17 protein-coding genes are annotated in these 14,371 nt (G+C 67.7%); 8 read left to right on the top strand and 9 right to left on the bottom strand.

Translation table 11 applies throughout. The features are described 5' to 3' along the window. Window positions 1-120 precede the first annotated feature (120 nt). The 7 genes from ACODRV_RS02970 (at window position 121) to ACODRV_RS03000 (ending at window position 6,860) form a co-directional block, all read left to right on the top strand. A complete protein-coding gene (locus ACODRV_RS02970; RefSeq protein ID WP_141626139.1) occupies window positions 121-1,002 on the top strand; it encodes a 2-dehydro-3-deoxygalactonokinase in 882 nt (293 codons plus the stop codon). Beyond that, the gene (locus ACODRV_RS02975; protein WP_141626140.1) at window positions 999-1,631 is read left to right on the top strand and encodes a 2-dehydro-3-deoxy-6-phosphogalactonate aldolase; all 633 of its coding nucleotides are present in this window, start codon (window positions 999-1,001) and stop codon (window positions 1,629-1,631) included. Before ACODRV_RS02970 ends, ACODRV_RS02975 begins: the two co-directional genes overlap by 4 nt. 91 nt (window positions 1,632-1,722) lie before the next feature. Continuing rightward, the gene (locus ACODRV_RS02980) at window positions 1,723-3,438 is read left to right on the top strand and encodes an alkaline phosphatase family protein (RefSeq protein WP_488907363.1); all 1,716 of its coding nucleotides are present in this window, start codon (window positions 1,723-1,725) and stop codon (window positions 3,436-3,438) included. Between the two features lie 105 nt (window positions 3,439-3,543). Beyond that, entirely contained in the window at window positions 3,544-4,986 is a 1,443-nt protein-coding gene (gene pyk / locus ACODRV_RS02985; protein ID WP_141626141.1) for a pyruvate kinase, read from the top strand. A 21-nt stretch (window positions 4,987-5,007) separates the two neighbouring features. Continuing rightward, window positions 5,008-6,048, top strand: a complete 1,041-nt coding sequence (locus ACODRV_RS02990) for a DNA adenine methylase (protein WP_488907364.1) — start codon at window positions 5,008-5,010, stop codon at window positions 6,046-6,048. Between the two features lie 47 nt (window positions 6,049-6,095). After that, window positions 6,096-6,359, top strand: a complete 264-nt coding sequence (locus tag ACODRV_RS02995) for a hypothetical protein (RefSeq protein WP_488907365.1) — start codon at window positions 6,096-6,098, stop codon at window positions 6,357-6,359. A 39-nt stretch (window positions 6,360-6,398) separates the two neighbouring features. Continuing rightward, window positions 6,399-6,860, top strand: coding sequence for a hypothetical protein (locus ACODRV_RS03000; RefSeq protein WP_488907366.1), 462 nt, complete (start codon window positions 6,399-6,401; stop codon window positions 6,858-6,860). Here the strand turns inward: ACODRV_RS03000 and rnhB are convergent. The 5 genes from rnhB to ACODRV_RS03025 form a co-directional block, all read right to left on the bottom strand. Continuing rightward, on the bottom strand, window positions 6,857-7,477 hold the full coding sequence (gene rnhB, locus ACODRV_RS03005; protein ID WP_488907367.1) for a ribonuclease HII: 621 nt from the start codon (window positions 7,475-7,477) through the stop codon (window positions 6,857-6,859). The two genes, ACODRV_RS03000 and rnhB, sit on opposite strands and share 4 nt — an antisense overlap. Then, window positions 7,474-7,587, bottom strand: a complete 114-nt coding sequence (locus ACODRV_RS03010; RefSeq protein ID WP_141626145.1) for a DNA-3-methyladenine glycosylase I — start codon at window positions 7,585-7,587, stop codon at window positions 7,474-7,476. The genes rnhB and ACODRV_RS03010 overlap by 4 nt, the downstream gene beginning before the upstream one ends. 62 nt (window positions 7,588-7,649) lie before the next feature. Continuing rightward, on the bottom strand, window positions 7,650-7,880 hold the full coding sequence (locus ACODRV_RS03015) for a hypothetical protein (RefSeq protein WP_488907368.1): 231 nt from the start codon (window positions 7,878-7,880) through the stop codon (window positions 7,650-7,652). Window positions 7,881-7,949: 69 nt separating this feature from the next. Further along, window positions 7,950-8,567 (bottom strand): DNA-3-methyladenine glycosylase I, encoded by a 618-nt coding sequence (locus ACODRV_RS03020; RefSeq protein WP_488907369.1) that lies wholly within the window; start codon window positions 8,565-8,567, stop codon window positions 7,950-7,952. Between the two features lie 436 nt (window positions 8,568-9,003). Beyond that, window positions 9,004-9,495 carry a winged helix-turn-helix transcriptional regulator gene (locus ACODRV_RS03025; protein ID WP_141626148.1) on the bottom strand — a complete coding sequence of 164 codons (492 nt, stop codon included), beginning with the start codon at window positions 9,493-9,495 and terminating at the stop codon, window positions 9,004-9,006. A gap of 180 nt (window positions 9,496-9,675) precedes the next feature. On the opposite strand from ACODRV_RS03025, the gene ACODRV_RS03030 reads away from it, so the two are divergent. Further along, complete coding sequence (locus tag ACODRV_RS03030) at window positions 9,676-10,518, top strand: acyl-CoA thioesterase (RefSeq protein WP_488907370.1); 843 nt, start codon at window positions 9,676-9,678, stop codon at window positions 10,516-10,518. A gap of 46 nt (window positions 10,519-10,564) precedes the next feature. Here ACODRV_RS03030 and ACODRV_RS03035 read toward each other — a convergent pair whose 3' ends face one another. The 4 genes from ACODRV_RS03035 to sciP form a co-directional block, all read right to left on the bottom strand. Further along, window positions 10,565-11,782, bottom strand: coding sequence for an RtcB family protein (locus ACODRV_RS03035; protein WP_141626150.1), 1,218 nt, complete (start codon window positions 11,780-11,782; stop codon window positions 10,565-10,567). Between the two features lie 292 nt (window positions 11,783-12,074). Then, window positions 12,075-12,650 carry a hemerythrin domain-containing protein gene (locus ACODRV_RS03040; protein ID WP_488907371.1) on the bottom strand — a complete coding sequence of 192 codons (576 nt, stop codon included), beginning with the start codon at window positions 12,648-12,650 and terminating at the stop codon, window positions 12,075-12,077. Further along, window positions 12,643-13,857 (bottom strand): tRNA 2-thiouridine(34) synthase MnmA, encoded by a 1,215-nt coding sequence (gene mnmA, locus ACODRV_RS03045; protein ID WP_488907446.1) that lies wholly within the window; start codon window positions 13,855-13,857, stop codon window positions 12,643-12,645. The genes ACODRV_RS03040 and mnmA overlap by 8 nt, the downstream gene beginning before the upstream one ends. A 118-nt stretch (window positions 13,858-13,975) precedes the next feature. Then, window positions 13,976-14,260: a CtrA inhibitor SciP gene (gene sciP, locus ACODRV_RS03050; protein WP_141626153.1), complete on the bottom strand. Its 285-nt coding sequence runs from the start codon at window positions 14,258-14,260 to the stop codon at window positions 13,976-13,978. Between the last annotated feature and the right edge of the window lie 111 nt (window positions 14,261-14,371).

Consider the following 14,371-nt stretch of genomic DNA (forward strand, 5'->3'; position numbering starts at 1 on the left):
TCGGCCCTTCCCTCAGCGGCTTCGCGGCGGTCCGGCGGTCTCCCTATTGCTCCGGGCCGTGAACTTTAATCGGCGCGGCGGTCATCGCCGCGCCGTTCCTTTTCCGCTAGTCCGGATATCATGAGTACAGCGACAGCCCTGATCGGCGTGGACTGGGGGTCCAGCAATCTGCGGGTCTTCCGCATGGGCGCGGAGGGAACAGTTCTGGATCGCCGCGCGGACGGGCGAGGAGCCTCGACCTTGGCGTCCCATCAGTTCGCCGATGTCCTGACCGAAGTCGCCGCCGACTGGCTGGCGGAAGATTTGCCGGTCATCGTCTGCGGCATGGCGGGCGCGCGTGGCCGGTGGCTGGAGGCGCCCTATGCGCCCTGTCCCGCCGGTCTGGACGACATCGCCAGTTATGCGGTGACGCCCGCCGATGCACCCGAGGTCCGCATTCTGCCCGGGGTGGCGGTGTGGCGTGACGGCTGTCTGGACGACGTCATGCGCGGCGAAGAGACCCAGTTGTTCGGTCTGGACGCCGGGTTTGATCGCGTCATTGCACCGGGCACCCACAGCAAGTGGGCGCGGCTGGAAAGCGGACGCATCGTCGATTTCAGCACCCATATGACCGGCGAACTGTTCGCCGCGCTGAGCGTCAGTCCTTCGTTCGTCGGCGGGGTTGCCGGAACCGACGACGCGGCCTTCGAGGCAGGTGTTCTGGCAGGTCTGGAGGACGGTCCTCTGGGGCAAAGCCTGTTCGGGACCCGTGTCGGCATGCTGGCCGGGCGCGTTGCGCCGACGGGTTTGCAGGACTACCTGTCCGGCATGTTGATCGGCGCCGAGATCGCGGGCGAGGCGCGTGAGGGCCTGACCGGGCGGATCGCCCTGCTCGGCGCCCCGGCGCTGGTCACCCGGTATCGACAGGCGTTGGCGCTGGCCGGACTTGGGGATGTGGCGGTCGCGGACGTGGATGCGGCCACCGCCGCCGGTCTGTGGCGAACGTGGAAGGCGATGCGATGACTGCGAAAATTCTGGAGCGTCTCGACGCCCTGCCTCTGGTGGCCATCCTGCGCGGACTGACGCCGGAGGACGCTGTCGATGTCGGCGAGGCCCTGCTGGCGGCGGGCTTCACCTGCCTCGAGGTGCCGCTGAACTCGCCCCGTCCGCTGGAGAGCATCCGCCTGCTGCGCGAGGCGCTTGGCGATCGCGCGGTGGTCGGCGCGGGCACGGTCCTGACGCCCGGTGCGGTCCGGGATGTCGTCAAGGCGAGGGGCCAGATCATCATTTCCCCCAACGCCGACGCCGATGTGATCCGCGAGACCATCGCGGTCGACGCCCTGTCCATGCCCGGCGTCTTCACCGCCACCGAGGCGTTCGCCGCGCTGAAGGCCGGGGCGCAGGTGCTGAAGCTGTTTCCGTCCGAGATCGCCGGCCCGGCCGGGCTGAAGGCCTTGCGCGCGGTCTTGCCGGTGGATCAGCGACTCTATGCTGTCGGAGGTGTGACGCCGGACAATCTGGCGGGCTGGAAAGCGGCGGGCGCATCGGGCTTCGGCATCGGTGGGGCGCTGTTCAAACCGGGCATGACCGCATCGGATGTCGGAGAGCGGGCGCGCGCCTTCGTGAGCGCATGGAACGCGACGCAGGGCTAGCCTCGACCGTCCGGGGAGCGTAGCAGTCCGCGCCTGTCGCAGGGCTGTCGCGCTGAAGCGCTAGGCGGCTGCGACCGCAGGAGATGCTTCAGTGATCCGAGTCCCCACGACCTTTGTCGCCGCCGCCGCCCTGATGGCTCTGGGCGGGTGCGCCACAGTCCAGAGCTGGCTGCCGAAGGGAGAGGCGCAAGCGGCGTCCACCGTCGCCCCCGCACCGGCTGCTGTCACGGAATCGACCTCCCGCCCGACGCTGGTGGTGACTATCGTCATCGACCAGTTCAGCGCCAATCTTTTCAACCAGTATCGGGACAACTTCAGCGGCGGGCTGGCGATGCTGGCGCAGCAGGGGCGGGTCCATGCCAACGGCTTCCAGCAGCACGGCCTCACCGAGACCTGCCCCGGCCACTCCACGGTCCTGACCGGTATGAACCCGGCCCGCACCGGCATTCCGGCCAACGACTGGATAGATCCGGCGACGGGCAAGGAAGTCTACTGCCTGTTCGCGCCCCAGAACCATCTGGCCCATGGCGATGACACCACAGACAACGGCGTCGTCGGTCCGGAGCAACTTCAGGCCACGACCCTGGCGGACTGGCTGAAGACCGCCAGCCCGCAGAGCCGGGTCTATGCCGTGTCGGGCAAGGATCGCGGGGCGATCAATCTGAACGGCCATCTCGGCGACGGCGCCTTCTGGTATACGGACGGCTTTGGCTTCACGACCTATGTGGAGCCGGGCCAGATGGCGCAGGATCGCCTGCAGCCCGTCGCCGCCCTGAACAGCCGGATCGCCGAACGTCTGCGGGTCACGCCGCCGCACTGGACGATCCAGCACGACGCCTGCCGTGGCTTGGACGGTCAGTGGATGATCAACGGCCGGACCTTCAACTCCTCCCTGCCGCCGGAGAACCTCAAGCTCGACACCTCGCCCATGCTGGATGAGCTGACGCTGAAGGCCGCGACCGAGCTGCTGGAGACGAAGCAGCTGGGCCGTCGCGGCGTGGTGGATATGCTGGGCGTCAGCCTGTCGGGCACGGACCGCATCGGACACACCTTCGGCACCCAGGGGCCGGAGATGTGTGAGCAGATGTATCGTCTGGACGCCGCCCTCGGTCAGTTCCTGCAACGCCTGCCGCAAGGCGCGATCGTGGTGCTGACCGCCGACCACGGCGGGTCGGACTTCGTGGAGCGCCTGGCCGTGCGTGGCTATCCTCATGCTCACCGCTTCGACGCCCGTCGTCTGGCCGCGATCAACGAGACGCTGAAGGCGCAGTTCGGTCTGGCCGACAATCCGCTGGCGTCGGGCGGCAGTGGGCTGGTGGTCGGCGACAAGGATCTGAAGGGCCTGCCCGAGCCGCTGCGCACTCGGGTGGTCGAGGCCGCCCTGCCGCTGCTGCGCGCCAATCCGGATATCGCCTTCGCCGAAAGCCGTGAGGTCCTGCTGGCCGAGTCCACGCCGCCCGCCGACCTGACCCCGGACCTGATGACCGTGCGCCAGCGCATGCGTCTGTCGACCGTCGCGGGTCGTTCGCCGGACATCGTCATCGCTCTGAGCGAGAACGTGGTGACCGGCGGTCGTGTGGGCGCGACCATCGCCAACCACGGCACGCCCTGGGACTATGATCGCCGCGTGCCGATCATCTTCTGGTGGCCGGGCGCGGAGGGTCAGGAGCGGTTCCTGCCCATCCGCACCATCGACATCGCCCCGACCCTGGCGCCGATCATCGGCTTGCAGGCTCCGGCGGGACTGGATGGCCGCTGCATCGACCTGCAGGCGCCTGGCGGCTCCACTTGTCCGACGGGCCGGTGAGGGCGGGTTCATAAACTCGTGTTTCGAGGACACGGAGCGGCCTTACCCGCTTCGCCTTTCACAGGCACAAGGGGCTCGCACTCGTAAAAAGACCAGAGCCACACGATGAACAGAGCCCGGCGCGCCCGTATTGTCGCCACCCTTGGACCCGCCAGCCGGGCCCCCGGGACGGTGAAGGCGCTCGCCCAGGCGGGTGTGGACGTCTTTCGCCTGAACTTCAGCCACGGCTCGCATGAAGATCACGCCGCCGCCCTCAAGGCGGTGCGCGGCGCCGAGATGGCGCTGAAGCGTCCGCTGGGCGTTCTGGCTGACCTGCAGGGGCCCAAGCTGCGTCTGGGCCGCTTCGCTGACGTCGAGATCGACGTGGCGCCGGGGCACAAGATGCGCTTCGACCTCGACCCGACGCCGGGCGACGCGACGCGGGTGCAGATGCCGCACCCCGAAATCTTCCGGGCCCTGCGTACCGGCATGTTGCTGCTGCTGGATGACGGCCGGGTGCGGCTGCGCGTCGGCGAGCGCACGGATGAGTGGGCCGACGTCACGGTCGAGAGCGGCTCCAAGCTTTCGGACCGCAAGGGCGTGGCGGTGCCGGAGGCGGTGATCCCGGTCTCGGCCCTGACGCCCAAGGATCGCGAGGATCTGGCCTTCGCCCTGCGGATCGGCGTGGACTGGGTCGCCCTCAGCTTCGTTCAGAAGGCCGAGGACATGGCCGAGCTGAAGCAGCTGGTGAAGGGCAGAGCCGCCTGTCTGGCCAAGATCGAGAAGCCGCAGGCTCTGGAACAACTGGAGAGCATTCTGGACTACTGCGACGGCGTCATGGTCGCCCGTGGCGATCTGGGCGTGGAGCTGGAGCCTGAAGAGGTGCCGGTCGCGCAGAAGCAGATCATCCGCGCCGCCCGTGATCGCGGCGTGCCGGTGATCGTCGCGACCCAGATGCTGGAATCGATGACCAGCGCCCCGGCGCCGACCCGGGCTGAAGCCTCCGACGTGGCCAACGCCGCCTATGAGGGCGCGGACGCCCTGATGCTTTCGGCCGAGACCGCCTCGGGCCAGTATCCGCTGGAGGCCGTCTCGGTGATGAGCCGGATCATCGAGCGGGTCGAGAGCGATCCCCTGTGGCCCAGCCTGATGGACGCTGAACATGCGGGCATGCACGACTTCGACGCCGACGCCCTCGTGGCCGCCGCGCGCAAGGCGGCGGAGGCCCAGTCGACGGCCTGTATCGTGGTCTTCACCACCCTTGGCGGGACGGCCCGGCGCATGGCCCGTGAGCGGCCGTTGCAGCCGGTGCTGGCCTTGACCCCCAATCCCGACACCGCCCGCCGTCTGGCGCTGGTCTGGGGGCTGGAGACCCGGCTGGGCAAGGAGCCGACCTCGCTGGAGGACGTCACCGAGGACGCCGTGAACAGCGCCATGACCTATGGTCTGGCCGAGCCCGGGCAGCGCATCCTGATCCTGGCGGGAACGCCCTTCGGCGCGCCGGGGGCTGCGAATCTGCTGCGTCTGGCCCATGCTCCGACGAAGAAGGGCGGCAAGGGGCGCGCCTGATCCCTCGCGAGGGGAGGCGACGTGATCAAGTACATCGGCTCCAAACGCGCCCTGCTGGGTCAGGTGTCGGCTGCGGTCGCCGCCCTGCTGCCGCAGGGGGGAGCGGTGTGCGACCTGTTCTCCGGCTCGGCCCGCGTGGGCCATGCGCTGAAGGGGCAGGGCTTCCGGGTCTGGTCCAATGACCACAATGCCTATGCGCATACCCTCGCCACCGCCTATGTGCAGGCGGATCGGCAGCGCTGGCTGGAACGGGCCGAGGCGGTTCTGACGGACCTGCGCGCGGTGAAGCCCGAGGCGGGCTGGTTCACCAAGGCCTTCTGCGAGGACGCCCGCTTCTTCCATCCCGACAACGGCGCCGTCATCGACGCCATGCGCGAGCGGATCGCGACGCTGGCGCTGGAGCCTGAGCTGGAGGCCATCGCGCTGGTGGCCCTGATGGAGGCGGCGGACCGGGTCGATTCCACGGCCGGTCTGCAGATGGCCTATATGAAGTCCTGGGCGCCGCGGGCGCTGAAGCCGCTGGAGCTGCGGATGCCCGACATCCTGCCGGGCGTGGCGGGCGGGCCGTGCAAGGCGACGCATGCGGATGCGGTCGCCATCGCGCCCGAGATCGAGGCCGATCTGGTCTATCTGGACCCGCCGTACAATCAGCATTCCTACCTCGGGAACTACCACTGCTGGGAAAGTCTGGTCCTGTGGGACAAGCCCGAGACCTATGGGGTGGCGAACAAGCGGATCGACGTGAAGACCCGCAAGAGCGCCTTCAACAGCCGCCCCGGTATCGGTCCGGCGCTGGAGAGCGTGATCGCCGATCTGAAGGCCCCCAATCTGGTCGTGTCCTTCAATGACGAGGGCTATCTGAGCCGGGAGCAGCTGGTGGCCATGCTGTCCGCCCGGGGCGAGGTGCAGGTGATCGAGATCGCCCGGCCCCGCTACGTCGGCGCCCGCATCGGCATCCATAACCCCAGGGGCGAGAAGGTCGGGGCGGTCGGGCGACTGCGGAACGTCGAGTATCTGTTCGTGGTCGGCGAGCGCCGGATCGAGATCGCCGACGCCGCCTGAGGCGGGGGCGAAGGGAACGGCTTGAGTCCGGGACCGTTCAGTCGGGCATGGACACGCTGCACATGACCCCCTCGCGCCGCATGGAAGGCGTTCGCGCCTACGACCGGGCCGCCGATGCGTTCGGCGTCGTCAGCTGGAAGGCGCCTTCGGCCCCTCGCTTCGATCACCGTCCCGCCAACGATACGGCGCCGGTCCCTGAACCGACCTTCGGCGAGATGGCGCGGGCCATTCCCGGCTGGGCCGTCATCGTCGGCGGTGGCGTGGTCGCGGCCCTGATGGGCGCCATGCTGGGCGGGGCGCTTCATATCTGAACCTCAGCCCGCTAGCCTGTCCGCCGGTCGGAGGGGCGTATGCGCATTGCGGGATTCAGTCGGGTCGGGAAACGCGAGCCTTTCCTTGCGGCGCTGGTCCTCGTGGCGCTCCTTGTCGGGCCCGCCGCCTCCCTGCTCTGGGACGTCTGGCGAGGGGATCAGTGGTCGCCGGGATTGCTGTTCCTGACCGTGATCGGGGGCTGTTTGGCCTGGTCGGGCGGGCGCTGGTTCTGGAAGGCTTACGTCGAGAACAATGCTCTCGAAGTGGTCAGGGACAGGCTGCGGGTGAACATGCTTCTTGGGCGCTCCATCCCTCTGAAAAGCATCCGGACTGTCGGCTGGGGAGAGATGACGACGAGGCGGGGGCGAACCTATCTCAGCCTGCGGCTTCATCTGGATGCCGGGGAGCCGTACGATGTTCCGGTGTCATACTTCGACGAGCATCCGGACGACCTGGTCCGCAAGCTTCAACGCGCGTTCAGCGCTCCGGAGACTGTCTAGAGCAGCGCCTTCACCGGTCCCCATGTCCGACGGTGTTCGGGGCAGGGGCCGTGCAGCCTGAGCGCCTCGGAGTGGATCGGGGCGTTGTAGCCCTTGTGCCGGGCGAAGCCGTAGGCGGGGTAGAGGGCGTCCAGCTCGATCATGACCCGGTCCCGCGCCGTCTTGGCGAGGATGGAGGCCGCCGCGATCGACAGGGACAGGCTGTCGCCCTTCACGACCGTCCGGATCGGGCAGGGAAGGGGGAACCGGTAGTTCCCGTCCACCAGAGCCGCGACCGGCTGGACCGCCATGGCCTCGATGGCGCGACACATGGCCAGGCCGGTTGCGCCGATGATGTTCAGCTCCTCGATCTCGCGCGCCGAGGCGAAGCCGACGCCCCAGGCGATGGCGCGGGCCTTGATCTCGGGCTCCAGAGCCTCGCGGCGCTTCCCGGTCAGGGCCTTGGAGTCGTCGATGCCGGCCGGCAGGTCGTCCGGGTTCAGGATCACCGCCCCCGCGGACACCGGCCCCGCCCAAGGCCCACGCCCGGCCTCGTCCACGCCACAGACCAGACCGCCGGCGGACTGGGCCAGCAGGGTCTCGAGGGCCAGGGTGGGGAAGGCGCGATCAGAACTCACGGGCGGGCCATATCGCGGACGGCCTTGTGACGGAAGCAGGTCGTCTGGTGGTCGTTGACCATGCCGACCGCCTGCATCGAGGTAACTACAGTTGGCATAACGAGTGACATCACATTTTGCCGAGAGCGGACCCGTTAGCGGTCAGAAATGGGTGGGAAGCGGACGGCACCTATCAACGGGGCGGCTGTGCAACGTCCATGCGCTGCCAAGATTCGAACGGCACGCCAAACTCCTCAAAGCACAGCTCTTTTGCCAGCTTCCATGTGTCTTGCAGGTAGTCGCGCGTCGATGAATGAGGCCGCTCTGCCTCATAAACAAGGACGTAAACGCCCTCTTGTTGCTCGAAGAGATCGATGCGTTGGAAGCCGGATGTGTTGACGAAGGAGCGATATACGACAGGCATGGATCGAGCCTGACTGCTCGAAGCGATGTCCGCAACGGGTGGGAAGCGGACAGCTACAAATACCGGAGGTCAGGCCTTGGCGGTGAACGTCCGCGAGGCTCCCATCGCACGGATTTCTTCATAGCGGAAGCATGAGCGCGGGTGATCGTTCACGAGACCTGTGGCCTGCATGAAGGCATAGACGATCACAGGGCCGCAGAAGTTGAAGCCGCGCTTCTTCAGCGCCCTGGCCATGGCCTCGCTCTCGGGCGTCTTCACCGGAGCCTCGCGGAAGTCGGACCAGTCGTTCTGGATCGGCGCGCCGCCGACGAAGGACCAGAGCCAGGCGGAGAAGTCCTCGCCGTTGTCGCGCATCTCCAGCCAGATTTGCGCCCCGCGGATGGCCGCGTTGATCTTGGCGCGTGAACGGATGATGCGCGGGTCGTTCAGCAGCCGCTCGATGTCGGCCTCGCCATAGGCGGCGACCTTCTCGGGGTCGAAGCCGTCGAAGGCGTCGCGGATGCCCTCGCGCTTCCTCAGAATGGTGATCCACGCCAGCCCAGCCTGAAAGCCGTCGAGGATCAGCTTCTCCCACAGGGCGCGCGGGTCGTACTCGGGCACGCCCCATTCCTCGTCGTGATAGGCGATGTAGAGGGCGTCGGTCGTCCCGCACCAGCCGCAACGGCCGGCAGTCTGTGAGTCGGTCATGCGGGGGAGGATAGCGTGATTGGCGGGATGGGGGCTCACCGGGCTCCCGACGCGTTGGGAAAAAGTGCACTCTGAAAAAATGGAGTGCACATCGTGCACTTTTTCTCGCGAGGCGGGGTGATTGAACGAGGGTTCAACCGGCAGATTGTCAAAGACCCAAGCCTTCAAAGGTTAGCAGGCCGGTGCGTCAAATTTGGACGTAGGGGTTGGCAGAGGGGCCGAGGCTTTGGACAGACTGCGTCGCTCCCTTCCCCCTCGAGGGGGGAAGGGTCGGGGATGGGGGTGAGGGCTGGAGATTGAAAGGCCGGGAGCGTTTGGAGAGGTCGACGCAGCCCTACGAGGTCGTTCTCAAAGCGCCTGCATCCACCCCCACCCAACCCTCCCCCCTCGAGGGGGAGGGCTTCTCAAGTGGGCGAATGGAGAGGTGAGGCGGTGCTCAGGCCACCTCGTCCTTGGGCATGACCTCGCCCACGGTCAGGCGGGTGCGGTCGTGGATCAGCTGGATGTCACGCGGCTTCACGATCTCATTGCAATGGGCGCAGGCGATGCGGGGGTTCAGGTCGTGGCCGCAGTCCTTGTGCACCATCTTCAGTCCGGCGTTCTCCTCGCCATAGACATGCTTGGCGCCCCAGGCGTGCAGGGTCACCAGAACGCCGTACAGATCCTTGCCCTTGGCGGTCAGGACATACTCGTTGCGCGGCGGGCGCTCCGAATAAAGCCGGGGCTCAAGCACGCCGTGCTGGACAAGAGTTTTCAGCCGGGCGGCCAGCACGTTGCGGGCGACGCCCAGACGCTCCTGCCACTGTTCGAAGCGGCTGACGCCGTTGAAGGCGTCGCGAATGACCAGCATCGTCCACGGATCGCCGATCACCTCAAGGGTGGCGGCCACCGTGCAGCTTTGGCGAGAGTAGTCGGCTGTGCGTCCCATGCAGGTAAAAGTGACGCCGCGTCAGGGTTTTTGCAAGAGGGTTGCCAATCTGAACCCACTAAGTCAGTCTTGTTTAGATACGGACGTGTCCGGGAGCTTCCCGGCACGGCGCCGATCCCTCGACTTCGGGCGGAGGACGCAGGTCTTCCGCCCGCTTCTTTCCGCCGATAGACCGACCCCATGACGCAACAGACCCTCGATGAAGCCCTGACCCTGACCCCGGACGGCGAGGGCGGTCTGATCGCCCCGATGAACGGCGCCTTCTCCAACGCCCCGCGCATGGCGCCGCCCGAGCGGGGCTCGCCCTTCGGCGGGCTGATGGCGGCGCTGGCGGCCAAGGCGGCGCGCGAGAGCCTGGGCATCACCACCCCGCTGCGGACGGTGGCGACCCAGTTCCTCATCGGCGCGAAGTTCGAGCCGATGAGCATCACCAGCGAGCTGCTGCGCGGGGGCCGTTCGGCCTCCTATGTCTCGATCCGCGCCGGTCAGCCCGAACGGCTGGCCATGACCGGACTGGTCACCTTCGGCGCGCCGGGAGACGGGCCGGAACTGCGCGCCGCCTCGATCTCACCGCCGCCCTTGGCCGACCAGGCCCTGACCCCGCTGGACCCGCAGTTCGGCCCGCACTTCACGGACCATGTCGAGCATCGCTTCGTCGGCGGCATCCAGCTGTTCGGACGCAATGAGACGGACCGGATGGGGGTGTGGATGCGCACTGTCGACGGCAAGCCGCTGGATGAGGCGCGTCTGGCCTTCCTGCTGGACGCCACCTTCCCGGTCTACTGGACCATGCTGCCCGCCCCGCCGGCGATCTCGGCCACGGCGGACCTGCGCTACGACTTCTTCGGGCCGATCCCCGAGGACGCCGCGCCGGACGGCTGGGCCTATTTCGAGTTCGTCTCACGCGACAGCCACGGCGGCTGGACGGTCGAGGACGCCACCGCCTGGGCCCCGGACGGCCGCCCGCTGGCGGTGGGACGCCAGCTCAGGAAGGTGCTGGCGCAGCGCCCGCCGAAGGGATGATGCGAAACGACGAAAGCCGGCCGCGCTTGCGCACGACCGGCCTCCGTCATCCCTTCACGCACACCACCTGACGCAGGGTGTGCACGACCTCGATCAGCTCGGACTGGGCCGCGATGACCGCGTCGATGTCCTTGTAGGCCATCGGCGTTTCGTCGATCACGTCTGCGTCCTTCCGGCACTCGACGCCCTGGGTGGCGCGGACGTGGTCCTCCACCGTAAAGCGACGCTTGGCCTCGGTCCGGCTCATGGCCCGACCGGCGCCGTGCGAGCAGGTGCAGAAGCTTTCCGCATTGCCCTTGCCGCGCACGATGAAGGATTTCGCCCCCATCGAGCCGGGGATGATGCCCAGTTCGTCCAGCTTGGCCGACACCGCGCCCTTCCGGGTCAGGAACACGTCTTTGCCGAAGTGGCGCTCCTTCGAGACGTAGTTGTGGTGACAGTTCACCGCCTCCTGCGTCGTCTCCAGATCCGGCCAGAACGCGCGCAGCACGTTCAGAACGCTGTCCATCATCACCTCGCGGTTGGCCCGGGCGTACTTCTGGGCCCAGGACACCGCGCGGACGTAGTCGATGAAGCCCTCCGATCCTTCCGGGAAGTAGGCCAGATCCTGATCCGGCAGGTTCAGGAACCAGCGACGCGCTTCATGCTTGGCCCGCTCGATGAAGTAGGAACCGAAACGGTTGCCCACGCCCCGCGAGCCGGAGTGCAGCATCACCCACACGTCGCCCGCCTCATCGAGGCACAGTTCGATGAAGTGGTTGCCCGTGCCCAGCGTGCCCAGATGGCCGAAGCCACGCGGGTGCGCCGCCTTGGGGTGCTTCTCCACCACGGCGTCATAGCCGGCCTTGAGGTCGGCCCAGCGGGTGACCGCCGAGGCCGGGGGCTCATCGGCCCAGGCGCCCTTGTCGTTGCGCCCGCCGTTGTCGGTCCGGCCGTGCGGAACGGCCGCCTCGATGGCGGAACGGATGCCCGACAGGTCGTCCGGCAGGTGCTCGGCGCGGATCGAGGTCCGCACCGCCATCATGCCGCAGCCGATGTCCACGCCCACGGCGGCCGGGATGATGGCCCCCACGGTCGGGATCACCGACCCCACCGTCGCGCCCATGCCCCAGTGCACGTCCGGCATGACCGCCACGTGCTTGTGGATGAACGGCAGCGAGGCCACGTTCTTCAGCTGCTTGAGCGCGGCGTCCTCGATCGGCACGCCACGGGTCCACGCCTTGATAGGCGCGCCCGGGCTGTCGATCACGTCATAGTCGCGCATGGGTCTCTCCTTTCTTTCGTCTGATCCTTCCGGACCGGCGGGAGAGATGTCTTGCGGATACAAGCAACCCCTCCGGCCGGTGGCGGGAGGGGTTGCTTGAAAACCGAAGCCGTTACGGCCCTGTCGTTCCTTTACACTCCCTCCGCGCACGCGCCATTGCCCTCGACCGCCTGGCGGTCGAGCTGCATGGGCAGCCGGGAGGTGGCGTAGGAGAAGGCGAACATGGGTCGTCTCGTTTTCGGGAGGGCGCTGATATCCGAAGCTTCAGCGGAAGGCCAGCCCCGATTTTCGATCAGTGCTGGAAGCCGCGCAGCTGGATCAGGGGGATGACGATGTCTTCCTCGTCCTCCAGATGGCGCAGCAGGGGCTCGGCTCCGGCGTCGATGGCGTCGCCCAGCCGGGCGGCCCTGTCGGCGGCGTCCGGAGCGTTTGCCGAGATCGCCTGATGGAAGGCCATGCCGGACTGGAACAAGGTTTCCAGCGTGTGGTGGATGGCGTCGTGGTCGCGGTCCAGCAGGTCGATGCCGTGGGCGATCTTCGGCTCGATCTTGCGCATGGCCGGGAAATACTGGCCGCTCTCGATGCGGTGGTGACCGTCGAGGTGCTGGAGGAAGGACTGGAGCGCCGGGATCAGCTGACGGTGCAGGGCGCGGATGTCGCCGCCCGCGCGCCACTGGCTGACCAGTCCGTCCATATGGCCCTGACGGCCCCGGAAGGAGCCGTGCATCTGGAGCCAGAAGGCGGCGGTCTGGTCGAGGCCCGGCTCGGCCCAGCGCTCGCGCGGGTACGCGTCGCGCAGGTACAGCATCTCGACCGGCAGGCCGTGCCGGGCGGCGAGCGCCAGCGTCTCCGCTGAAACCTCAGGCAACAGCGGTCGTCGCGGTGATGAAACCGCCGCCCAGCAGGCGTTCGGTGTCGGCGGGGTCATAGAGGGCGCAGGCCTGACCGGGGGCCACGCCTTCCTCGCCCTTCTCGAACACCACGCTGACGTCGCCGTCCTCGATTTCAAGGCGGGCCGGGGAGGGTGGCCGGGTCGAGCGGACACGCGCCAGCACGGGCGCGCCTTCAGCGGCGGCCGCGGCGATGGTGGGCTGGTCGCCCAGCCAGTTGGTCTCGTCCAGCGTCAGGGACGCGGTCAGCAGGGCCTCGCGCGGGCCGACGATGACGTGGCGCTTCACCGGATCCAGCTTCGTCACGAACAGGGGCTCGCCCACGGCGACGTTCAGACCCCGGCGCTGGCCGATGGTGTAGTCGGTGATGCCCGCGTGCCTGCCAAGGGTGCGGCCGTCCATGTGCACGATCTCGCCGGCCTCGCGGCCTTCCGGGCGCAGCCTGTCGATCAGCGAGCGGTAGTCGCCGCTGGGGACGAAGCAGATATCCTGGCTGTCCGGCTTGGCCGCGATGCGCAGGCCGAGTTCAAGCGCCACGCCGCGTACCTGCGGCTTCTCCAGATCGGCCAGCGGGAAGCGCAGGTAGTCCAGCTGCTCCGGCGTGGTGGCGAACAGGAAGTAGGACTGGTCGCGCGAGTGGTCGATGGCCTTGCGCATTTGCGCCCGACCGTCGGCGCCGACGGCGCGGCGGACGTAGTGGCCCGTGGCCATGGCCTCGGCGCCCAGATCGCGGGCGACGTCCAGCAGGTCGCGGAACTTCACAGTCTGGTTGCAGCGGATGCAGGGCACCGGCGTCTCGCCGCGCAGATAGCTGTCGGCGAACTGGTCGATGACCGCGTCACGGAAGCGGCTTTCGTAGTCCAGCACATAGTGCGGGATGCCGAGGGTCTCGGCCGCCAGCCGGGCGTCGTGAATGTCCTGACCGGCGCAGCAGGCGCCCTTCTTCTTGAGCGCCGCGCCGTGGTCGTAGAGCTGAAGCGTGACGCCGACGACGTCATAGCCCGCCTTGTGCAGCAGGCCGGCGACGACGGTGGAGTCCACGCCGCCCGACATGGCGGCGACCACGCGGCTGCCGACGGGCAGGCCGACGGCCCGGCGCGCGCTCTCGATCGCCGCGTCCATGTCCTGCGGCGAGGCCATGGGGGCGATATCGGGAACGGGGCAGATGTCCTCGGCGAAACTCATGGCGGCCATTTAGGATCAAAGGGGAGCGATTTCGAGGCCCCGCCTCACATCAGGCTGAAACGACAACAGCCGCCCCGTTGCCGGGGCGGCCGCTGCAGGCGCTGCGCGGGGAGAGAAATCAGCCGCGATAGTGCTGGATACGCGTGGTCCGCAGACCCTGCATGCCCCATTTGTCGATCGCCTTCTGCCAGGCGATGAACTCTTCCGCCGTCAGGCGATACCGGGCCAGCGCGTCTTCAAGGCTGATCAAACCCCCGCGAACGGCAGCCACGACCTCGGCCTTGCGACGGATCACCCAGCGATCCGTATTGGCCGGCGGCAGGTCACGCAGCGTCAGCGGCGTGCCGGTCGGTCCGACCACATATTCTTCGCCTCGACTATTAAGGCGTCGCTCTTGCAACATGGGCTTATGCCTCATTCACCACCACCATTGAGCGTGCAAGGTAGCGCCCGGCCGCTAAGGGCCGTTTAAGCGTCGTGGTGAAGGAAAGGATAAAATCCCTTCCGTCCACAC

Source organism: Brevundimonas sp. FG8 (genome assembly GCF_057808845.1).